This is a genomic window from Bacteroides faecis MAJ27 (assembly GCF_900106755.1).
GTDB lineage: Bacteria > Bacteroidota > Bacteroidia > Bacteroidales > Bacteroidaceae > Bacteroides > Bacteroides faecis.
In genome coordinates this window covers 46,370-69,597 of the sequence record NZ_FNNN01000011.1, presented here as the reverse complement: position 1 = coordinate 69,597, position 23,228 = coordinate 46,370, and the positions used below count along the sequence as shown (strand labels likewise).

The following is a 23,228-nucleotide window of genomic DNA, read 5'->3' as shown; positions in this document are numbered from 1 at the left end:
CGTCTTTTTTAATAAGAACGTGCAAAGACTACACGGCAAGCAGATGGTTTACCCGTTACCATACATTTTCCCGGTTCCTTATCTCCTGCAACGTATGAATCGAAAGGAATACAACGAATCGTTGCTTTCGTATCTTCTTTAATTTTTTCTTCTGTTTCGGTTGTTCCGTCCCAATGAGCCAGAATGAAACCGCCTTCTTCTATTTTCTCCTTGAATTCTTCATAAGTATCTACGGTAGTAATCTTAGAATTGCGATAATCCAATGCTTTCTTGTAGATATTTGCCTGAATCTCTTCGAGTAGTTTCTGGACGTATGTTTCGATTCCATCGCAAGTAACTGTTTCTTTTTCCAGTGTATCGCGGCGCATTACTTCCATTGTATTGTTCTCGAGGTCACGTCCTCCCATCACCAGGCGAACTGGAACACCTTTCAGTTCATAGTCAGCAAATTTGAAGCCCGGACGTTTGTTATCCGCATTGTCATACTTCACGGAAATACCTAATGCTTTCAGTTTGGCAACAATTCCTTCTACTTTGGTGTCGATTTGTTTCAGTTGATCGTCATTCTTGTAGATAGGAACGATTACTACCTGAATCGGAGCCAGATGTGGAGGTAATACCAAACCGTTGTCATCAGAGTGAGTCATAATCAGAGCACCCATCAGACGGGTAGAAACACCCCATGAAGTAGCCCATACATATTCCATCTTATTCTCCTTATTCACAAACTGAACATCAAATGCCTTGGCAAAATTCTGTCCAAGGAAGTGGGATGTACCACTTTGCAATGCTTTTCCATCTTGCATCATAGCTTCGATAGTATAAGTGTCAAGTGCGCCGGCAAAACGTTCGTTAGCCGATTTCACACCTTTCACTACCGGAACGGCCATGTATTTTTCAGCAAATTCACCGTAAACGTTCAGCATTCTGATAGCTTCTTCCTCTGCTTCTTCGCGAGTGGCATGAGCAGTATGCCCTTCCTGCCAAAGGAATTCGGCAGTACGCAGGAAAAGACGGGTACGCATTTCCCAACGAAATACGTTCGCCCACTGATTACAGAGAATAGGCAGGTCACGATAAGACTGAATCCAGTTTTTATAGGTATTCCAGATGATTGTTTCTGATGTTGGACGAATGATCAGTTCCTCTTCCAGTTTTGCAGCAGGGTCTACTACCACGCCGGAACCATCTTCTGCGTTTTTCAAACGGTAATGTGTCACTACGGCACATTCTTTAGCAAAGCCTTCTACGTGTTCAGCTTCGCGGCTCAGGAATGATTTCGGAATTAATAACGGGAAGTAAGCATTCACGTGTCCTGTTCCCTTGAACATATCGTCCAGTTGACGTTGCATCTTTTCCCAGATTGCGTATCCGTAAGGCTTAATCACCATACATCCGCGTACGGCAGATTGCTCTGCCAAATCAGCTTTTACCACCAAATCATTGTACCACTGCGAGTAGTTTTCGCTACGTTTGGTAAGGTCTTTCAGTTCTTTTGCCATTATATTTTTCTATTTAAGTTTTCTTGATTGTTAAAACAAGGTGCAAAAATACGAAAAAGGAACGAACTGTGCTTATTCTTCCTGCATTAATTTTATATGGAGTATTCAGTTCTTGGTAAGAGTGTCATCTGAAAAATGCAAGCAAATAAGGAGTATGGCTATCAGCGAACAGCAGGCAATCGCTGAAACGATAAGAAGAAGTGCATAATCATTCATAATTTTATCTTTTTAATTCGTGTTATAGGGAGAAAAGCGTCCCGGTGGCATCCGGCGGCGGAGCCGGGGAGGCGCGGGCAGATAAAGCCCGCACACCCCGGCTGTGTGTCGCCCGCCTGCCCGGCCTCAGAAGGCCAGCACGGCACGGACTTTATAGGTATTGTTTTTGGGCTTTGCGTTATAGTTGGGGGTGTCAAGATCTACCTGCCAGGCAGAAGTACCCAATTCGCTGCTACTCCAATACTCCCCGGTAAGCTTATTACCGGCTGCCATAACAATCTGGGGATTGATTTCTTTGAGCATCTTCAGATGCTTGTAAAAGTAGGGGGATTCCGATTCAGCAAAATTAGTAGGCGCACCGAAACATAGTGTGGCAAGCTCATATCTGCTCGGTAAGAACCACCCGCTGCTACCTGCGGGCGCAGGGTGTGCGGCAGCATAAGTGGCTATCGCATCGCGGGCAGGAAAGGTGGTTTCGCTGTGCCGAGAGCCGTACAGTGCCATTAAACGGGAGTTTCTATAACCGAAAGTTGCATCGGAGTCCTCTATTTTTTCCCAATCATCCCGCTCTCCGGGTGTGAATTCGCTGAATGACTTGGCCCAATTAAAAGCATCTTCAGTCGCCCCCTTTCCGGTGGCATACACCCCCTTGGGGGCATCGTGCATCGCAACGACCATGCCGTGCACACACTCCGGATGGTCGCGCATCAGCAGGTGGTCGCCATATAGGTAGCTGGTCTGCGTCCAGTGTATCCTCTCGATTTCGCCCACCCAGAAGACGACGCCGAGGCAGTTCTTACTCTCTTCACCGGACATCTTGTTTGGAACGTCTTCCTGGGGCAGTATGCCACCGTCCTTCATGTAAAAGTCGCCTTCCATAAGGGCTCGCGTCTTTTCTGTTACCGCTCCGCCGTTTACCGTGATGACGGTGTATCTTCCGGGCTGAAGATTCAGGTCGGAATAGGTAAAGGAGTAAGTCTTCTTAGTTTCGGAGACAAAATACTCATAATCCGTCGGCATGGATTGCTTGTCAGTTTTAGTGTTCACCAGCAGGCGGGCCGTGTAGGGGTTCTCCTGCCAAAAAGCGTTATTGTCACCTCTCTTCGTGTAACGGTAATAGCTCTTGGAAATCTCTTGGCCGTCTATCATTTCGGTATAGTTATATTTCGTAGCAGGCACCTGAAGGATGAACAGAGACATGCGGTGCTTCATCTCGAAGCTGAGCGTATACTTGATGCCATAATACTCGCCACGGGCCGTCATCAGGTCGGAGGCGGTGTATTGGGCATAGGTGCTCTGGTCTGTATTAACTTTCCAGGCATCGACTGCAGACTCAAAGAAGTCTTGGTTGCCGGGCGATACCTTGTCGTACATATAGCCATCGTCCCGATAGGGGTAATAGGCATGATAACTTTTATGGGTCGAGTAGAAGAGCTGTGAAACGCCGTCCGGCAGCGTCCACTTGCCCGAGCGGAGGGTGAGGCAGAGGTTCTCCACATCGAGGGTCCCGTTGTTCACCACGTAGAGGCCGATGCGGTCGCCTTCGGTGAAGACGGTTTGGTAGCCGTGTTCCTGGGCGCGGGTTTGTCCGGTGGCGTACATGCCGCCGTCGCTCACGCTGATGGTGAGGGGGTGGGCGTCGGAGTCCGTGCCGGCAGAGGGCAGTTCGTCCAGTGCATCGGGCGTACATGCCGCCAGCATCAGGATGAGGGTGCAGGCGAGGGATGCAGCCGATAGGAGGAATATGGAATGATGTTGTTTCATACGGTTTCTTTTTATAAATTGATTAATTGTTTACTACTACTCGGCTGGCAGCCACGTGCCTCCCTCCACACCGGTATCTTTGATGCCTTCCGAGGTTACGGTGAGGCGGTACTCGTACATCTTGCCGCTGAAGAAGTTTGCCGTGCCCGAAGCGGGGATGTAGTAGAAGGTCTTTCCGGCTGTGGTGACTATTTTCACGAACTTCCGTCCCGACATATCCTGCGGGATGAACAGGGCACGCACGGTGCGTACGTATCTGTTGGCGGCAGGGGTCACTTCGTTGGGGATGATGCGGTCGGTGGCAGGAGACACTTGTGATGCAGTTCCTTCATTCCAATCAATTCCGTATCCCGTACGATTGAGGTTTTCAAAGGTTACGGTGGCGTTTTGAAGTTCATCGCTGGTCACTCCGTAGCCTGCTTCGAGGTGTACCACCACCTTGGCTGTGAGATGGCGGAAGGTTAGGGTTTTATCGGGGGATGTTACGGGTGATACGGATGTAGGGAGCAAGCATGTAGTCGCTCTGCTGGTATCCTTCATCTGTTTGGTTATCCTGTACAGGGAATGAAAGTGCATTTATTGACATCGGATAATGCGCATAAATGGTCTTTTCCTCATCCGGGCTCATCCAGTTCACCGCTTTAGTTGCAACCAGCTTTCCATCGGAATCCATAGAGAGTCCCTCCTGTTGCTCTCCGAGGCTTGGACTTCGAACACATAGCGTTACCTTTTCTCCCCCTTCCCACCTGTTTTCGGTGGTAGCCGCCCGTGTACGGGTACCGTTTGCCTCATATCCCTCTACGACGGCATTGAGCTCCAGCGGCACGCCGCCTTCGGGCCATGCCGCGTCGTCATCGCCCGTGCAGGCAGCCAAAGCTAAGGCTGCCCATAGGTACATTATATATATAGGTATATTAGTCTTTTTCATTTATTCTTTGTATTTATACTTATTAAGGCTGTTTACGGGTTACTCCTGGAATGCAGAGCCATATACGGGTGTGCCTACGGTTTCCCAGTCCTTGATGGTGGTGTCCAGCGTCAGTCCGTTATAATCTACAGTTATCTTATAAATGTATCGCTTGCCGCTATCGAGCTTCAAGTCGTCTCCGGCGGGGATTTTGTAGGCGAAGGCCGTGCCGTCTGCCAGCTTCACGCGGATAAAGGCGGTACCACGATGGCTTCGGCGTACTGGGTGTTGGTGTCAAAGTCTGTCGTCACTACCGTGGGGATGGCAATCGGGGCGGCGGGGTTGGCATCAGTAGCGAGGGCTATCATCGCTTGGCGTTCAGACTGTGAACTCATGTCGGCGGCTTTCTTGGGGGTGAAGGTGGCTTTCAGGGCGGTGTTCTCCAGGGTCACGGTGGCACCGGTGAGGTCGGGGGCACCGTTGCCGCGCTTCAGCACTACTTCTACTTTAGCCAGCAGGTGGTAGAAGGTAAGGGGCACACTGGAGGCGGTGGGGGCTACGCTCCGCTTGGTGGAATAGAGCAGGTCGGAGGCGGTGTAGGCATCTTTCGTGGTCTGGTCGGCCTTCACTTCGTGGGACACTGACGCGGGGAAAGCTTCTTTTGTCAGGGCAGGGTTGGCATGGATGGCATAGATGTTCACGGGGTCGGGCGAGATGTAGTACATTTCGCTGGCGTAAGCGAAGCCTCCGGTGCCGTCGGCGGTGAGGATGTTGTTCTGGTAGAGGGGGCCGGCTTGGCTATCATCTACCCAGGCAGATACTTGCAGGCCTGGGGCGAGTTGCGTGTCGAGGCCGTAGGAACGGGTCTGGGAGGTGATGATGCCGCTGGTGAGGCGGATTTCACCATTCCAGTTGTCAGTGGCTACTTCGTTGTCGTTATTGCAGGCTGCCAGCGCAAAGGCTGCTGCGGTAATGATTGATAAATTTCTAAGTTTCATAATCTTACTCTTTTTGGTGTTATTGATATTGATAATTAATTTAATGGTTCGTTTCCATTCCGGCGGAGCCGTCCTCGCCGTCTTCGCCGTTGCCCGGTGTCCAGTCTGTAATGGTGGCGGAGAAGTCGGCTCCCGTAGGCGTCTCCACTACTTTTCCGCCCAGGGTAAGGGGCTTTGTCTTGTCGGCATTGAACGCGGCAAGCTCCGTGGTGAGGTCACTGCCGAGGCTCATTGCCTTAGGGTTGCCACCCGTGAAGTGGATGATGGCGTTCAGCTTCTGCTGCTCACCCGCCACGCCAAGCAGGCGCACGGTTGCCGCGTATTTCCCGGCATTGGCGCCGGAGGCTATCTTCGCGAACTGCAATTCCACGTTAGCGGGTGTGGCGTGGATGCCGGCAGAGAAGTCCAACGTCCCTGCTACGCCCGACAGGTAGCCCTCGATGCGTTTTATCCTGTCCGTGGTGCTGCCCGTAGGTTCGATGATGAGCGTCAGTTGGCGTACTTGCTGCTGCATGGTGGCGGTCAGTTCGTACTCGGTGTCCTTTTCGATTACTACATCCATAGCGCACGTGAACAGCCAACCGGGAGAGGCAGCCACGAACGCGCCCACACCGTCCCAATTACCGAAAGCTGCGGCAACGGTAGCGGTTGTGCCGCTTATCGAGACCTGTTCCGGTGTGTTATAGATATAGGTACAGTATGTTCCCGGCTCGAACAGGTGGTCTATCCGGTTTGTCGTGTTGCCGAGCGTGGTCGAGTAGTCGCCCGCCTGCACCGTGTAGGACGCGGGGATGTCGATGCCCGTGCCCCGCCGCGACCAGTCGGCGGTAAGGGTTACCGTGCCGTGGTCGGGATGCGGTGTGTTGTAGATCGGGTCTTTCACGTCGCAACTTACTGCCAGCAGTAGCGCGCACCCAAAGAATGGGATAATTGCTTTTGTTCTCATATCGATCGTTTTTTATTTGTTCTGTTTGGTTCCTACTATTGTCCACAAAAAGCTAATTCCGATCTGAGTGGGTCCCCAAAAGTTTTTGGCCTTATTTTTATCTTGAAAAACACGCACTCTGTCGATCATTCCATAACTATCATATTCCGAATGTGTATATCCCAGACCAATATTGAAATCGATCGAGAAATGATGGGAAAGGTGAAGTTGATAACCGACTGTAGCACCCCCACCCCACAGTTTGCCCTGATAGCCGGTGTCCTTCGAGAAGAGGCTTCCCACGGGATACTTATATATATTGTATTCCCCGTAGCTGCCCGATGCGCCCACATAAAATCGTTTATCACGTAGCAGATACCAACGCACTTCCGGGTTCAGGAACCAGACCTTCTGTATCTTATCGCTGTTGCTTCCCCACCAGCCAAAGCTACCGTCTAACTTGATACCCATGTCGCGGTTCACCCGCCACTCCACACCGAGTGTAGGCAGCAGTATGGCATCATACAACATGTTCGTCCGCACAGCGAAGTAGTAAGGTTTTGAAGGCAGTATTCCATCAGGGGTAACTGCGTTTGTCGGTGAGGAGACAATCGCATCCGGCACTCCCCGGGGGAGTTGCGCGAAAGAATTTCCGGTTGCGGCAATACCCCAGACAAGGAGAGCCAACAGAATTTTTTGTAAATGTTTCATAGGTTCATATATTAGTTGTGTGTTAAATAAAATAAGTTATATCAATTCGCAGCGTGTGTGTCATGGGGTCAGTCATGCGTTCACCGGTCTCTTTGTTCTCGATGGTAGCTCTCACGGCTTCCGACAATTCCGCTTTGAGCACCTTTTCCATCATTTCTTTTTCTACACGTATCCGTTCCAGTTCCTTTACCAGACTATCTTGCTCACGGATACTTTTCGCCATATAATAATTGCATTTCTTTTCTATCTTCCGGCAATGCAGGAAGACGGATGTCACAATTACCAGCGAGCAAAAGGCAATTCCTAGAGAGATAAAGTTGATGTAATCATTCATGGGGCTCTGCTTTTTTTCTTGTTGCAAATTAGGTTAAATGCGGTCGAAAAAGTATTGCATTTTGTCCCTACTTTGTGGCGTTTTGTCATTTTCTGCTGTTTTACGGGCTTTCGGACATAGAAAAGAAGACTGCCTGACAGACTTCCTTTTAACCAGTTACCCCCTGTTACAATCATCTGTAGCAGGGGGTAACTTCATTTTTTAGGGCTTATCGGACAATCTTTCCGGTTCCGGTATGCTATTTCTTATTTTTTGGGGGATGAATTAGCCATTTTCCGGTATTCTGCCGGACTGATACCGTATTGTTTTCGGAACAAGCGGTAGAAAGTGCTCGGTATATTGAACCCGCAACTGAAAGCTACCGCTTCAATCGTAAATTCGGGATGGCTGTCGAGCATCCTGCGTGCTTCTTCTATTTTCAGGAAGCGCGTATATTCCATCGGTGACTTTCCTGTGACGGCTTTGACCGCTTCGGTCAGCGTATTTCTGTTAGTGCCGAGGGCGGATATTATATCGTCCCGGTTCATATCGGCATTAGACAAGTTTTCACCCGAAAGTAGATACTCCTGCAACCGCATAACCAGACTCTTTTGTTCGCTGCTAGGGGAAAGCGTATCCGTAGCTTTGGCAGTTTCAACTGCGTTCGCCAGCCGGTCCTGTTCTTTTATTCGTTCGTATAATTTATGGTTTTTGAGAGCAATAATCCGATTGTAATAGAAAGTAGCCGTGAGGAGCAGTGCCAGTACCAGGCAAATGCCAAGGGTAAAAAGGAAGTAATGGAGATTGCGTTCTTTCTCGGCGATATGTTTCTCCACTTCATATTGGGTGCGCAGTTCATCGAACCGGGCGTTTATCTCTACATCTTTTATAGTATCATTGGCGGCAATGATTGTATCGAACAGCGTGAATGCCTCGTCGAAACGCCCCATCCGGGTAAGTATCTCCATCTTTATCTTCCGTACGGCATTGAGGTCAAATTCTGATTCCTGCACTTCGACCGCTGCGCTGTCTATAGCGGCAAGTGCCTTGCGGTAATCTCCGCGTGACTGTAAAATCAGCGCCTTTGCCCGTGCCAATTCATATCTTGAGATATTGTTATTGACAATACCTTCCAACTTGGCGAGGTATTCTCCAGCTTTGTCATAGTCTTTGGTATCTATATAGGTATTCATCAATGCCACATAAAGATTTCCCCACGCTTCAGGCTGGGTTCTTCCGGCTGCTTTCTCAAACCGGGCGATGGCTTTTTCATATTCGGGCACGAGTTGTAATAGTTTGTCATATTGCCCTTGTGCCCGAAGTGAGCTACACAGGAATGCGTAAGCTTGTGTCAGGATATTGTCGTATCCCGAAACTTCCCATAATAAGCGGATGCATTCTCTGAAACAATCTTCTTCCTCTTTCCATCTATCCTGAACATTATAGGTGATAGCAGTGGCATAAAGTGCTGTTGCCATTCCCGCCTTATCCTTCCGTGCTTTGGCACGGTCGAACATTAGTTTTGCTTCTTCCGCCGCTTTTTTATAATCTCCTTTCAAGTTATAGGCAGTGATAAGTTGCATGTGTATCTGGTAATAGAGTTTCCATTGTTCATGCAGGATATAGAAATCAAGATAACCGGGTGCTTTTTGAATGATCTTGTCGTATTCATTCCTATTTATATGAGAGATGATGGTGTTTCCATACACCATCCCTTGCATTTTTACGTTTCCCTGTCTGATGGCCTCGGCTTCCGTCTGCCCGAACAGGGTCAGCAGTGTATCCATTTTCCGGTCATCGGCTATTTCAGACATATATAAATAGTATAGTCTGTTGTACGACCTCAGTTTGTCAGTTCCGTCGGATTGTTCGATAGCCCGGCGCAAAGAGTCTTTTTGCTGTTGGATGGTGTTTTGGGCTGAAACAGGCAGGGTAAAACAGAATTGGATTCCCCATAAAATCGCTATCAGATAAGATTTATACTTCATTGTTGTTGTGTGTTTACGTAAATTCTTGGCCTATAGTGCTCAAAAGTACAAAAAAATAGTATTGGACTATACAGATATTCCTCTAATTATTCGTGCATATACAAATGATTATGTAATTTTGTGACTGGAAATATGATAAATATCCACTGAAAATACTCAAAAACGGGGTTTAAAAAAGAAAAAGTACATAAAAAAAGCAGCTACACTATTTGTAACTGCTTGAATTTCAGTGGAGCGGTAAGCGAGACTCGAACTCGTGACCCTTAGCTTGGGAAGCTAATGCTCTACCAACTGAGCTACTACCGCATTACATATATCTTTCACAAAATGCCTTATGGAATGATGATGCAAAGGTAAACATAATTTTTATATCTCAAATAAAATTCCTCAAATTTTAGTAGAAGAAAAACTATATTAAAATCATTCATGAATTTCTGTTAGAGGCGAAAAATGAACGAATATGAGAAATCGTATATTCGGTTGTCATACAATTTAGAATATACAGACGGAACCAAGATGATTCGATAAAATCAGCAGGATTTCCGGTTAGGTATATTGCGAAATTAGGTATATTGGGACTATTTTCTGTTAATATATATAGTTCTTGTCTGTTTATGTTGTCAATAAGATGGCTAGATATTAATTGGTCAATTCAAATTGAAAGGATGGAAGTTTGTAGATATTAGTGGCATCTAGAACAAATCGGCTGTTTCACCTCCCGTTTTCAAGTTTCTTTTAAGGGAATAAGACGTTCCTCACCGACCAACATCTTGTTGGTTTAAAACCAAGGAAGTGCTCCTTTAAAACGAAATAGCTTAAATTACGTCCTTTTTCTGTATAGCCAGATAGTATATATACAAAAGTATATTGAATTTCTGCATATTATTGCATTATTTTATGCATTATTCCTGTTGTTTGATGAAATATGTACGAATCTGTTTTTGAATAAATATTAAAAATAGAACATGCCCCAAGATATGTTCTCTATTTGCCGGAGTGAACAAACCCATCCTCTCATCTGTTAGAAAGTCTCAATTTTAGATTTAACCTAACCAGCATGAAAAAAAATAAGATACTTTTTGTATTATGGGCTTTGTGTTTCTCCGTCATTCAGACAAATGCACAGACACCATTAAGTTTCGAAGAATCGTTGCATCTGCTTAATCAGGGAAATCAGAGTTTGAAGATAGCTGATAAAGGCATAGAGATTGCCAAAGCAGAACGTGACAAACTTAATGCTTTCTGGTATCCCACTTTGCAATCTACAGGTGCATTTGTACACATGTCCGAGAAGATTGAAGTGAAGCAGCCTTTGTCTCAGTTTACTGATCCGGCGAAGGACTTCGTTCATTCTATTATTCCGGATGATCAGATGATTTCGGCTATCCTGGATAAAATAGGAGCTAATACGCTTGTTTTTCCATTAACTCCGAGAAACTTGACAACTGTTGATTTGTCAGCAGAATGGGTACTCTTTTCCGGAGGAAAAAGATTTCGGGCAACAAATATTGGTCGGACAATGGTAGACTTGGCACGGGAGAATCGTGCACAGACTGCTGCCAATCAGCAAAACTTGTTGGCAGAAAGCTATTATGGTCTGCGATTGGCGCAACAGGTAGTAGCTGTACGTGAGGAAACCTATAGAGGTTTGCAAAAACATTATGAAAACGCACTGAAACTGGAAGCTGCCGGAATGATAGACAAGGCAGGACGGTTGTTTGCCCAAGTAAATATGGATGAAGCAAAACGGTCATTGGAAGCTGCACGAAAAGAAGAAACAGTGGTGCAGAGTGCCCTTAAGGCCTTGTTAAATAAAAAAGATACGGATGAGAACATCGTTCCTACCTCTCCCCTTTTCATGAATGATTCGTTGCCACCAAAAATGCTTTTTGATATGTCGGTGAACAGTGGAAACTATATGCTCAATCAGTTACAGTTGCAAGAGCATATTGCCAAACAGGAAGTGCGAATTGCCCAAAGTGGATACTTGCCGAATATAGCCCTTTTTGGAAAACAAACCCTCTATTCGCATGGTATCCAAAGCAATTTGCTACCGCGTACGATGGTAGGAATCGGTTTTACATGGAATCTTTTTGACGGATTGGACCGGGAGAAGAAAATCCGGCAATCAAAGCTAACTCAACAAACGCTGACTTTGGGAAAAATGAAAGCGCGTGATGATCTGGCTGTCGGAGTGGATAAGCTCTATACACAATTGGAGAAAGCTCAGGATAATGTGAAAGCGCTGAATGCGACCATCGAACTGAGTGAAGAACTGGTACGTATCCGAAAGAAATCTTTTACAGAAGGAATGGCGACCTCCACTGAAGTTATTGATGCTGAAACGATGCTTGCCACTGTGAAGGTAGCTCGTCTGGCAGCCTATTATGAATATGATGTGGCATTGATGAATCTTCTTTCACTCTGTGGCACACCGGAACAATTTGTAAACTATCAACCTAAACCGTAACGAACAATGAAACCAACTAGTAGAACCCTCTCTTGGGCATTTGTCATTATTATGCTGGCAGTCGGTATTTTTACTGCTGCAGGAGTAATATTGATGCACAAACAACCGCTCGTCCTGCAAGGGCAGACAGAAGCGACAGAAATCCGTATTAGCGGGAAACTTCCCGGACGTATTGATACCTTTTTAGTGCAGGAAGGTGACTGGGTGCGTCAGGGAGATACTCTCGTAGTGATCAATAGCCCCGAAATACATGCCAAGTATCAGCAAGTGAATGCATTGGAACAGGTAGCCGTACAGCAGAATAAGAAAATAGATGCTGGTACCCGCCGCCAGATTGTAGCTACCGCACTGCAATTATGGAACAAAACTAAAAGCGACCTGGCACTTGCCCAAACCACTTATAACCGTATCCTTACCTTATATAAAGATAGTGTGGTCACTTCCCAACGGAAAGATGAAGTGGAAGCTATGTATAAAGCAGCCGTTGCAGCCGAACGTGCAGCTTATGAGCAATATCAGATGGCAGTTGACGGTGCACAAAAAGAAGATAAAGAATCAGCAGCCAGTATGGTGAATGCTGCGAGAAGTACGGTTGATGAAGTCTCGGCACTATTGGTCGATGCCCGGTTGACAGCACCGGAAAACGGTCAGATAGCTACCATCTTCCCCAAACGCGGAGAATTAGTTGCACCGGGAACACCGATTATGAATCTGGTTATTATGGATGATATTCATGTAGTACTCAATGTACGTGAAGACTTGATGCCACAGTTTAAGATGGACGGGACCTTTGTTGCAGATGTACCTGCAATCGGTAAAAAAGGTCTTGAGTTTAAAATCTATTATATCAGCCCATTAGGAAGCTTTGCTACCTGGAAATCAACAAAACAGACCGGAAGTTATGACTTACGCACCTTCGAGATTCACGCCCGTCCTACGCAAAAAGTAGATGATTTGCGTCCCGGTATGTCTGTATTACTGACGCTAAATGAATGATAGAATGAGTTCATCACAAACATATTCTCCTTTTCATGCCGTGCTGCTCAGAGAGTGGCGGCGGATGACTTCACGACGGCTTTATTTCGGCGTGTGTATCATTTTGCCGTTATTTACCCTTTTTTTCATGGCAACCATCTTTGGTAACGGACAGATGGAAAATATTCCTGTCGGCATTGTCGATCAGGATAACACTGCTTCTTCGCGGGCAATCGTCCGAAACATATCTGCTGTGCCTACATTTAAAGTGACAAAGCACTTTGTAAATGAAGAAGCTGCCCGGAAGGCCGTGCAGAGAAAGGAAATTTATGGTTATCTCTCTATCCCTCCCAGATTCGAGCAGGATGCCATATCGGGAAAGAATGCGACTCTCTCCTATTATTATCATTATGCGTTGCTTTCGGTCGGTGGCGAATTGATGGCTGCTTTCGAAACCTCGCTGGCTCCTGTGTCGCTATCTCCCATTGTGATGAAAGCCGTTGCTCTTGGAGTGGACCAGAACCAGATTACTACATTCCTGTTGCCGGTACAAGCTAGCAACCACCCTATATATAATCCGAGTCTGGATTATTCGGTTTACCTAAGCCAGCCATTTTTTTTCGTTTTGTTCCAAATCTTGATTTTGCTGACTACTGTATATGCAGTGGGCATTGAAATTAAATTTCGTACAGCCGACGAATGGTTATCTGTCGCCAAAGGAAATATGGTGACAGCTGTTTTAGGGAAACTACTTCCTTATACGATTATTTATATCCTGATAGGGTGGCTGGCAAATTATGTCATGTTCGGTATTCTGCATATTCCGTTTCAAGGGAGTTGGGGATTGATGAGTATGCTGACAGCACTCTTTGTCGTGGCAACGCAGGCACTGGGATTATTCCTGTTTTCGCTATTTCCGGCTATCTCTCTGATCATAAGTATTGTTTCCATGGTCGGTTCGCTGGGAGCTACTTTATCCGGTGTTACTTTTCCGGTTCCTAATATGTATCCTTTGGTACGAGATGCTTCTTATCTTTTTCCTGTCCGGCATTTTACGGAAATAATACAAAACATACTCTACGGAGGTAGTGGTTTCATTCATCTTTGGCCATCGGCTGTGATACTATGTATCTTTCCGTTGCTGGCTTTTGCGCTACTTCCCCATTTGAAACGAGCCATAGAAAGTCATAAATATGAAAAAATTAAGTAAGTTACAACAGTTATCCTTCATCATCCGGCGTGAATATCTGGCTATCAGTACCAGCTATGCTGTTTTATTGGTACTGATGGGGGGAATCTTCGTGTACGGATTACTATATAATTATATGTATGCTCCCAATATCGTGACAGATGTTCCGGTTGCTGTAGTCGATAATTCCCATAGTGAGTTGAGCCGTAATTTTATCCGCTGGCTGGATGCTACCCCGCAAACGGAGATTTATGCTCAGGCTATGGATTATCATGAAGCGAAAGAATGGATGAGAAAAGGGAAAGTACAAGGTATTTTGTATCTTCCGCATGATTTTGAGGAACGGGTTTTTCGTGGAGATGAAGCTGTTTTTTCTTTGTATGCCACGACCGATGCTTTCCTGTATTTTGAAGCCTTGCAGGGGGCTTCTTCGCGCGTAATGCTAGCTGTCAATGATAAATATCGTTCGGACGGAGCGGTTTTTCTACCTCCTCAGGGATTATTGGCGGTAGCTATGGCACAACCGGTGAATGTGGAAGGAACTGCACTCTATAATTATACGGAAGGATATGGGTCTTATCTGATTCCGGCTGTTATGGTAATTATCATTTTTCAGACATTGTTGATGGTTATTGGTATGGTGACCGGAGAAGAGTATATGACCAGAGGGATTCTTGCCTATACTCCTTTCGGAAAAAGTTGGGCAGTTGCGATACGTATTGTGGCAGGGAAAACGTTTGTGTATTGTAGTCTGTATGCTGTTTTTTCCTTTTTCCTGTTAGGGTTGCTTCCTCATTTCTTTAGCATTCCCAATATTGGAAACGGATTGTATATTGTATTGATGATGATCCCTTACTTGCTGGCGACTTCTTTTCTGGGGCTGGCAGCCTCCCGATATTTCACTGATTCGGAAGCACCATTGCTTATGATTGCCTTTTTCTCGGTAGGACTGATTTTTCTTTCCGGTGTTTCCTATCCGATGGAGCTGATGCCTTGGTACTGGAAAGCTGCCCATTATATTTTTCCGGCAGCACCTGCCACACTTGCCTTTGTGCAACTGAACTCAATGGGGGCAAATATGGCGGATATCCGACCTGAATACATTACTTTATGGATTCAGGTGATTGTTTTTTTCCTGCTAAGCATCTGGGTTTATAAAAGGAAACTCGGTTGACAGCTATACTTTTAGTTGCAGATTCTAAACAATTATTTCTCAAAACTATAATATTTCAGCCAACAAATAATTAACTATGGAAATAAAGTGAATTTTGTTGAACATTTTACTTGATTATCTCGTCCTTTTTTATTTATTTTGTTAACTATTATTTGGAGGTGGTCTATAGCACTACTTTAAATACAAATATCTATATGAGGAATATTATATTATTTTTATTTTTACTGCCGTTGATGGCGTATGGACAGACATACAAATATATTGGAGTAGAGGATGGTTTGAGTAATCGGAGAATATACAATATCCAGAAAGATCGTCAGGGATATATGTGGTTTCTCACTAGCGAAGGTATGGACCGATATAATGGTCATGATATAAGGCACTATAAATTAATTGAGGCAAACAGAGAATTAAATTCGGAGGTAAATCTCGGATGGTTGTATGCAGATAAAAAAGGTGGAATATGGGTAGTTGGGAAAAAAGGACGTATCTTCCGGTATGAAGAGAAATATGATCATTTCAAAATGGTTTATAAATTGCCGGAAGCCACAGACGTTATCAATTATGGCTATATGGATCATAACAGTACTATCTGGTTATGTAGTAAAGATTCTATTTTGTTGTATAATACGGAAACTACCCAAACGACACAGTTTCCCAATGTATTGGATGATGACATCACAGTAGTGGAACAAACAGATGATACTCATTTCTTTATAGCAACAGAAATGGGAGTCCGATACACCCAGCTTGATAAAGGAACTCTGCATATTATTCCTTTAGAAACACTTGATAATGTCTATACACAAATCAACGGGCTCTATTTCCACCGACAACTTCAAAGACTTTTTATTGGTACTTTTAGTGACGGTACCTTTGCTTATGATATGTCTACTCAAAAGATTATAAAATCAGATACAGCTTTGGGTGATGTGAGTATCACTCATATCCGACCGTTGAATCCAAAGGAATTATTGGTTGCGACAGAAGGAATGGGGGTACATAAAATTGATGTAAATACTTGTAAAACGTCTCCATATATTGTAGCCAACTACGAAAGCTATAATGAAATGAACGGAAATAACATCACGGATATTTATATTGATGAAGAAAAACGAATCTGGCTTGCTAATTATCCGGCAGGGGTTACGGTAGTCGATCCTCGTTATAAGAATTATCATTGGATAAAACATTCTATCGGTAATAAGCAGTCTATCGTCAACGATCAGGTGCATGCAGTCATTGAGGACAGTGAAGGTGATTTATGGTTTGGTACCAGTAATGGAATAAGTTTCTATAATTCCCGAACCGGTCAGTGGCATTCTTTTTTAAGTTCTTTCGACAAGCAGTTGAAAGATAAGAACCATATTTTCATTACTTTATGCGAAGTTTCTCCGGGCATTATCTGGGCAGGAGGCTTTACGTCCGGGATCTATAAGATTAACAAGAAGGCACTGTCTGTAGAGTACTTCTCTCCTTTTCTGTTAAGTTCTGCCAACATACGTCCGGACAAATACATCCGGGATATGATCAAAGATTCAAAAGGATATATATGGTCGGGAGGATATTATAATCTTAAATGTATCGATCCGATAAAGAATTCTGTTCGTCTGTATCCCGGAGTGAGCACTGTTACCGCTATTGAGGAAAAAGATACTCATTTTATTTGGGTAGGTACAGCTACGGGGCTTTTTCTGCTCGACCGGAATTCCGGTGAGTATGAGTATATATTAATGCCTGTGGAATCGACTTATATCAACACGCTTTATCAGGCGAATGACGGATTACTGTATATTGGAACAAACGGTTCGGGAGTACTTATATATAACCCGAAGAACAGAACTTTCGAACATTATTTTGCAGAAAATTCGGCACTTGTTTCAAATAGCATCTATACCATTCTGCCGGAAATGGACGGACAGATAATGATGAGTACGGAAAACGGAATCACCAGTTTTTCTGTGGAGAAGAGATCATTCCATAACTGGAGTCGGGAGCAGGGAATGATGTCTGCCTGTTTCAATGCAACTTCCGGTGTGTTGCGAAAAAACAAGAGTTTTGTTTTTGGAAGCGTTGATGGTGCTGTGGAATTTCCCGCAGGTATAAAGTTACCGGATTATGAGTATTCAAAAATGATATTCAGCGATTTTCATATTTCTTATCAGCCTATTTATCCCGGAGATAAAGATTCCCCTTTGGAAAAGGATATTGATAAGACAGACGTACTGACTTTAAAATATGGTCAGAATACTTTCTCATTTCGTGTTTCTTCCATCAATTATGATTTTCCTTCTCATTCCATATATTATTGGAGACTGGAGGGTTCTTCCTATAATGAATGGGTGCAGTTGAATGACAATAGTCTGATCCGTTTCACTAATTTGAGTCCCGGTAAATATAAACTTTATGTGCGCGCCATATCTAAAGAAGAGCCTAGTATTGTTTTCGAAGAACGCCAGCTTGAAGTGATAGTGGCGCATCCTTTGTGGTTGAGCGGATGGGCTATATTTGCTTATATACTTTTGATTGTGTTTATATTCAGTATTGCCTTCCGGGTAATGATTCTGAAAAAGCAGAAAAAGATATCAGATGAAAAGACGCATTTCTTTATAAATACTGCCCATGATATCCGTACTCCGCTTACTTTAATAAAGGCTCCTCTGGAAGAATTTGTTGAAGAAGAGACATTGACAGAGATCGGTTCACAGCGTATAAATACAGCCTTGAGAAATGTAAACGCTCTTTTACGGTTGAGTACTAATTTAATCAACTTCGAACGGGCGGATGTCTATTCTTCCGAGCTACATATCTCTGAATATGAGCTTAATACGTATATGAATGAAATCTATAAAAGTTTTCGTTCGTATGCCAATATCAAGCATATTGATTTTACTTACAAGAGTGACTTTAATTATCTGAATGTATGGTTTGATAAAGATAAGATGGACTCCATCTTAAAGAATCTGATATCCAATGCGTTGAAATATACTCCTGAGAATGGAACGGTCAGTGTATATGTTTCTGAGACTAAAGATTCTTGGAAGCTGGAGGTCAGAGATACCGGCATCGGTATTCCGTCGAATGAACAGAGCAAATTATTCAAGATGCACTTCCGGGGTACGAATGCTATTAATGCAAAGATAACCGGTAGTGGAATCGGATTAAAGTTGGTGGGGAAATTAGTTCACCTCCATAGTGGCAAGATAAATATTGAGAGTGTCGAACAGCAGGGTACTACTATTACTGTTGTCTTCCCGAAGGGGAATAAACATTTCCATCATTCGAATCTGATAGAACCGGAGAAACCCCGCAGACAGGAAGCTGAATTGGATGCTCCGGTGATTTCCGAAACGCCTGTCATGGCAAACGACGAAGATCTGCAGCGTATTCTTATTGTCGAGGATAATGATGAATTACGTGCTTATCTGGTCAATTCACTATCGCCTATGTACAACGTACAGGCTTGCAGCAATGGTAAGGAAGCGTTGGTCATTGTAAAAGAATACCAGCCGGAGTTGATTCTTTCTGATATTATGATGCCGGAAATGCGGGGGGATGAATTGTGTACCACTATCAAGAATGATATTGAAACATCACATATTCCTGTTTTGTTACTCACAGCTTTGGGAGAAGAACAGAATGTTCTCGATGGTCTTCATATTGGTGCCGATGAATATATTGTAAAACCATTCAGTGTGAGAATCTTAAAAGCCAGTATTGCTAATTTATTGGCGAACCGGGCATTATTGCGTAGCAAATATGCTAATCTTGAAATTGATATAGAAGAAAAAACACCGTTGGCAAAATGTACAAATAGTCTCGACTGGCAATTTTTGTCGGATGTGAAGAAAAGCATCGAAGACAATATTGATAACCCCGCCTTTTCCGTTGATGTGCTTAAGGATTTGCACAATATGAGTCGTACCCGTTTCTATAACAAACTGAAAGCGCTAACAGGGCTTCCTCCTCAGGAGTTTATTAAGAATATCCGTTTGAAGCGTGCTACGCAGTTATTGAAAGAAGGCGTGCATAATATTACTGAAATCTCAGAAATGTGCGGTTTCTCAGAAAGTAAATATTTCCGGCAAGTATTCAAGAAAGAATATAAGATGAGTCCGAGCCAATATGCCAAGGTAAATGGTGTTTCTTCCAGTATCATTGAAGATGATGCATCTCAGGAAGATTCGGAATGTTAGCTGCATATCAAGCATTTAATGAACAGATAACCTCCGAATACTTGCAGGCACATTCCGGGAATTCCAATACGGAAATCCTGAATGGCACTGTAGAAGCTTCCTATATAGATCCATTCTCCCACTGTTCCTGTTATCTGATAAAAATTAAAAGTTCAAATTAATACCACCCATAAATGTTGTTTTGGGCATAGGATAACCTGCATTTATCTCGTAACGTTGCGCCAACAGATTTTCACCTTTCACGAAGATGTCGGCAAAACGACAGATTCGGTAACTTCCCCGCAGATTCCACAGAACAAAACTATCCTGTTGCTCAACACCTTTATTATTAATGATGACAGATGTATAAAGTCCCTTTATATATTGTATACTGGTTGATACGGTCCAACGTCCTTTGACATAATCTGCACCTGCATATAATTTATGTTCCGGAGCGGCAAGAACCGGATTTTCCATATGCAGCCAACTGTAGTTGGCATTCACGTTCCAGTGGGAGCTTAACCGATATCCGATGTTTGCTTCAACACCCCAATTCTCTATTTCTCCGGAATTGACATTTAGTGGAGGTGTCAGGCCATTGCTCATAATTACGTTATCACCATTGATATAGTACAGGTTCATTCCATAGAATAACGCTCCTTCCAATAATCGTTGAGAATAGGAAAGTTCATAGTTCACCAGTTTTTCCGGTTTCAGTTCCGGGTTTGCAGGAGCAAACATATACATTTCCCGGATAGTCGGATTGCGATATCCTTTGCTTACCATTGCTTTCAGTTCCGCATTCTCCGGAAGATGAAAGGCCAGCCCTCCTTGGGGTATCCATTCCGTACCTACATGTGAATGATGGTCTACACGAATGCCCGCATCCAGCGACAGCCAGCTATTTATATCCTGACGGAAGTCAACGTATCCCGCAAACTCGTCCATTTGCTTGTCTACGCCCGGTTTCCGTTCTCCGGTAGCAACTACCTTGTTCCATGATTCGCCACCGAAGTGCTGATAGTCAAAGCCTGCTGTCAGGCGATTGCCTGTGAAGAAAGTTGCACTCTGATACCAAGAGATGCCGAACATTTTATCTTTAGAATTGAAGTGCGATGCCTGTGGTTGTTCTCCTGTCTTATATCCATCGTTTATCTTATGTCGTCCCCAATTATAGAAAAAGCTTAAGGCACCTGCCGTTTTTTCGTAATTGTTCTCCAACGCAAATGAAGTCATACCACGAGTGATACGTGAGTCATTGTCGATAAGCGGAACTTGTACCGTCCCCGGATTGGAAGCATTGAAATGAGTTACATTCACATCCCCCCACAGTTTCCAGGAGTTGCTGAAGTCATAGCCTAACTTGGCATATCCTCCATATTGTTCGAACTCCATATCGGGACGATGACCGTCGGTACGGTTGTAAGAGCCGGTAACGATGCTGCTGAAGCGTTCTTTTTTTACTCGGTTGGAAAACTCTGTTTGTAACGTATTGTATGATTCATACCCAACTTGCATATTTGTGTTCACTCCCTCTTGCTGTTGTTTGCGAGTGACGATATTAATGACTCCGCCCATCGCATTCGAACCATAAAGTACCGAGGCAGGTCCTCGTAATATTTCCACCTTCTCTGTCATCATAGATTGATAGGCGTCCGCTATCGGATGTCCCATCAATCCCATATATTGAGGATGCCCGTCAATCAGGACCAATAAACCTGCCGTCGGGCTACCGCCGATACCACGCAGGCTCATACCACCTGCCGCACCTGTAGATACACCATATCCCATGATACCGCGGCTGGTAGTAAAGAATCCGGGGACTTGCTCTGTCAATAATGGCAAAAGTGAAGGTTCATATCTTTTCTCTATTTGTTGTCTGCCAACTACTGAAATGGTCATCGGAAGGTGACGTATATCTGTCTCATTACGTGTTCCGGTGACTACGACTTCATCAATGATATAGTTTCTTCTGAGTTGTGTAGTGTCTTTTCCGCTCTGAGCCATTCCGGAAGTAGATAGCAGGCTACTAAACAAAAACAGACATGTTGCAATTCTTTTCATATTCTATTCCGTATTTTTATTTCTTCTGTTATTTCCTGCCACTTCTTATTCTTTTGAGAAAGTTATGAATCAAAGGTAATATAGCTTCTGCAGATTTTTCTTCACTGCACATTGTTTCTACCGGACACCAGCCTGTATGGTCCCGATTCCAGATAAAAGGTACTTCCTGTATGAAACTGACCTTTATATCTGAATCCTGAAACAGTTCCAAAGCCTTTGAACTGATTATATCTGTATGGAGTTCCTTTATGCCACCCAAAATCATCAGGGCGGCAGCTCCCTTTCCTACCACTTTATCAGCAATCAACGCTCCTTTCAGGAAATCCGGTTCCTGTGTCAGCAAATCATACAAATCAGCCACTCCACGTTGAGTAAAAGTGCGTATGATATCTCTGTTGGCAATCGCGCAGGAATATCCTCCCGAGTGTAATAAGTCTATTAATTCTTCTATCATAAAGTTCCTTGTTTCAGTTGTTCTACAAATTGATCTATCCGATGCAGTTCTTTGGGTATATCGATATTTTGCGGACAATGCGGTACACATTGATTGCATCCGATACAATGACTTGCCTGCCGGAGTTTAGGTACACTACGGTCATATCCGATGAGGAAGGCACGACGGGCTTTGACATAATTCTCATCCTGCCTGTTTTTAGGCACATTACCTTCGTTGACACAACGGTTATAATGTAACAGTGTTGCCGGGATATCCAGTCCATACGGGCATGGCATGCAATATTTGCAGTCATTACAGGGAATAGTGGGGTATTTCAGCATTAACTGCGCCGTATCTTCCAGAAAATCCATTTCTTCATCAGTAAGCGGTTCCAACGGAGAATAGGTACGGAGATTATCTTGCAGATGTTCCATATAAGTCATACCGCTTAATACAGTCAGTATATCGGGGAACGACCCGGCAAAACGAAAGGCCCATGAAGCTACGCTACTTTCAGGTCTCCGTTGTTTGAGTCGTGCTACCAGGTTGTCATTCAACTTAGATAAGCGACCTCCCAAAAGCGGCTCCATGATAATAGACGGGATACCTCTTTTGTGTAACTCTCCGTACAGATATTCGGCATCGGTATTTCGGGCATTTGTTTCTTTCGCATGCTTCCAGTCTACATAATTAAGCTGTATCTGCACAAAATCCCATTTTATTTCATCATGCCGGGAAAGCAGATAATCATATACTTCAATATCACCATGATAGGAGAAGCCAAGATTCCGGATACGACCAGCCTCTCGCTCTTTGATCAGAAAGTCAAGCATTCCGTTGTCCAGATACCGTCCTTTGAGAGCATCCATTCCACCCATGCCGATGCCGTGAAGCAGCATATAGTCAATGTAGTCAACCTGAAGGTCTGCAAATGATTTATGATACATTTTAAGTGAAGCTTCGCGCGACCATGTATCCGGAGAGAAATTGGACAGTTTGGTAGCTATGAAGTATTTGTCGCGTGGGTGACGGCTTAATGCAATGCCCGTTGATTTCTCCGAAAAACCTTGCACATATGCCGGAGATGTATCGAAGTAATTTACTCCGTGAGCGATAGCATAATCTATCAGTCCGTTCACGGCATCCTGGTCGATGACTTCACCATTACCATCGGGAGACGGTTTGAGTGGCCATCGCATACAGCCGTATCCTAAAAGTGAAACACGGTCGCCTGTAGTTGGAGAGGTGCGATATGTCATTTTATCGGTGGGTACCTCTCCTTCCGCTGTAACACTACTTGAAGAAGACGTTTTTCGGGGAGAACATCCGTATAATATGGCTGTTGATGTAGCTGCGCTGATACCCACGATTTTTATGAAATCTCTTCTGTTTATGTCTTTTTTATTTTTTTCTTCCATAAT

General features: G+C 44.3%; 18 protein-coding genes, 1 tRNA gene and 1 pseudogene. 5 read left to right on the top strand and 15 right to left on the bottom strand.

Going from position 1 to position 23,228, the window contains the following annotated elements:
* Positions 1–8: 8 nt before the first annotated feature.
* The 11 genes from proS to BLW31_RS11060 all read right to left on the bottom strand — a co-directional run bounded on the left by proS (position 9) and on the right by BLW31_RS11060 (position 9,630).
* Positions 9–1,502: a proline--tRNA ligase gene (gene proS / locus BLW31_RS11105; RefSeq protein WP_010537985.1), complete on the bottom strand. Its 1,494-nt coding sequence runs from the start codon at positions 1,500–1,502 to the stop codon at positions 9–11.
* Between the two features lie 342 nt (positions 1,503–1,844).
* The gene (locus tag BLW31_RS11100; RefSeq protein ID WP_010537984.1) at positions 1,845–3,482 is read right to left on the bottom strand and encodes a fimbrillin family protein; all 1,638 of its coding nucleotides are present in this window, start codon (positions 3,480–3,482) and stop codon (positions 1,845–1,847) included.
* Between the two features lie 36 nt (positions 3,483–3,518).
* Positions 3,519–3,920, bottom strand: a complete 402-nt coding sequence (locus BLW31_RS24775) for a fimbrillin family protein (protein WP_233424547.1) — start codon at positions 3,918–3,920, stop codon at positions 3,519–3,521.
* A 31-nt stretch (positions 3,921–3,951) separates the two neighbouring features.
* Positions 3,952–4,410, bottom strand: coding sequence for a fimbrillin family protein (locus BLW31_RS24770; RefSeq protein WP_010537982.1), 459 nt, complete (start codon positions 4,408–4,410; stop codon positions 3,952–3,954).
* 39 nt (positions 4,411–4,449) lie between these two features.
* Positions 4,450–4,635 (bottom strand): fimbrillin family protein, encoded by a 186-nt coding sequence (locus BLW31_RS24765; RefSeq protein ID WP_010537981.1) that lies wholly within the window; start codon positions 4,633–4,635, stop codon positions 4,450–4,452.
* Positions 4,632–5,387, bottom strand: coding sequence for a fimbrillin family protein (locus BLW31_RS11090; protein WP_010537980.1), 756 nt, complete (start codon positions 5,385–5,387; stop codon positions 4,632–4,634). Before BLW31_RS11090 ends, BLW31_RS24765 begins: the two co-directional genes overlap by 4 nt.
* 40 nt (positions 5,388–5,427) lie before the next feature.
* Positions 5,428–6,333: a FimB/Mfa2 family fimbrial subunit gene (locus BLW31_RS11085; protein WP_010537979.1), complete on the bottom strand. Its 906-nt coding sequence runs from the start codon at positions 6,331–6,333 to the stop codon at positions 5,428–5,430.
* Between the two features lie 12 nt (positions 6,334–6,345).
* Entirely contained in the window at positions 6,346–7,023 is a 678-nt protein-coding gene (locus BLW31_RS11080) for a DUF3575 domain-containing protein (protein WP_010537978.1), read from the bottom strand.
* Between the two features lie 22 nt (positions 7,024–7,045).
* A complete protein-coding gene (locus BLW31_RS11075) occupies positions 7,046–7,357 on the bottom strand; it encodes a hypothetical protein (RefSeq protein WP_010537977.1) in 312 nt (103 codons plus the stop codon).
* Positions 7,358–7,602: 245 nt separating this feature from the next.
* On the bottom strand, positions 7,603–9,324 hold the full coding sequence (locus tag BLW31_RS11065) for a helix-turn-helix domain-containing protein (RefSeq protein WP_010537976.1): 1,722 nt from the start codon (positions 9,322–9,324) through the stop codon (positions 7,603–7,605).
* A 230-nt stretch (positions 9,325–9,554) separates the two neighbouring features.
* Positions 9,555–9,630 (bottom strand) — tRNA-Gly (locus BLW31_RS11060).
* 751 nt (positions 9,631–10,381) lie between these two features.
* On the opposite strand from BLW31_RS11060, the gene BLW31_RS11050 reads away from it, so the two are divergent.
* The 5 genes from BLW31_RS11050 to BLW31_RS11030 all read left to right on the top strand — a co-directional run bounded on the left by BLW31_RS11050 (position 10,382) and on the right by BLW31_RS11030 (position 19,328).
* A complete protein-coding gene (locus BLW31_RS11050) occupies positions 10,382–11,794 on the top strand; it encodes a TolC family protein (RefSeq protein WP_010537975.1) in 1,413 nt (470 codons plus the stop codon).
* Between the two features lie 6 nt (positions 11,795–11,800).
* Positions 11,801–12,790: an HlyD family secretion protein gene (locus BLW31_RS11045; protein WP_022300956.1), complete on the top strand. Its 990-nt coding sequence runs from the start codon at positions 11,801–11,803 to the stop codon at positions 12,788–12,790.
* Positions 12,791–12,794: 4 nt separating this feature from the next.
* Complete coding sequence (locus BLW31_RS11040) at positions 12,795–13,979, top strand: ABC transporter permease (protein ID WP_010537973.1); 1,185 nt, start codon at positions 12,795–12,797, stop codon at positions 13,977–13,979.
* Entirely contained in the window at positions 13,963–15,132 is a 1,170-nt protein-coding gene (locus BLW31_RS11035; RefSeq protein ID WP_010537972.1) for an ABC transporter permease, read from the top strand. The genes BLW31_RS11040 and BLW31_RS11035 overlap by 17 nt, the downstream gene beginning before the upstream one ends.
* A 194-nt stretch (positions 15,133–15,326) precedes the next feature.
* Positions 15,327–19,328, top strand: coding sequence for a hybrid sensor histidine kinase/response regulator transcription factor (locus BLW31_RS11030; protein ID WP_010537971.1), 4,002 nt, complete (start codon positions 15,327–15,329; stop codon positions 19,326–19,328).
* Here the strand turns inward: BLW31_RS11030 and BLW31_RS24760 are convergent.
* From BLW31_RS24760 to BLW31_RS11010, 4 genes and pseudogenes are all read right to left on the bottom strand, one after another.
* Positions 19,325–19,468: pseudogene (locus BLW31_RS24760) on the bottom strand (ECF transporter S component); the annotation flags it as partial. The gene BLW31_RS11030 and the pseudogene BLW31_RS24760 overlap by 4 nt on opposite strands.
* A gap of 4 nt (positions 19,469–19,472) precedes the next feature.
* Positions 19,473–21,371, bottom strand: a complete 1,899-nt coding sequence (locus BLW31_RS11020; protein ID WP_010537970.1) for a TonB-dependent receptor plug domain-containing protein — start codon at positions 21,369–21,371, stop codon at positions 19,473–19,475.
* 28 nt (positions 21,372–21,399) lie between these two features.
* On the bottom strand, positions 21,400–21,822 hold the full coding sequence (locus tag BLW31_RS11015; protein ID WP_029425546.1) for a DUF1893 domain-containing protein: 423 nt from the start codon (positions 21,820–21,822) through the stop codon (positions 21,400–21,402).
* The gene (locus BLW31_RS11010; RefSeq protein ID WP_010537968.1) at positions 21,822–23,225 is read right to left on the bottom strand and encodes an aldo/keto reductase; all 1,404 of its coding nucleotides are present in this window, start codon (positions 23,223–23,225) and stop codon (positions 21,822–21,824) included. Before BLW31_RS11010 ends, BLW31_RS11015 begins: the two co-directional genes overlap by 1 nt.
* Positions 23,226–23,228: the final 3 nt, after the last annotated feature.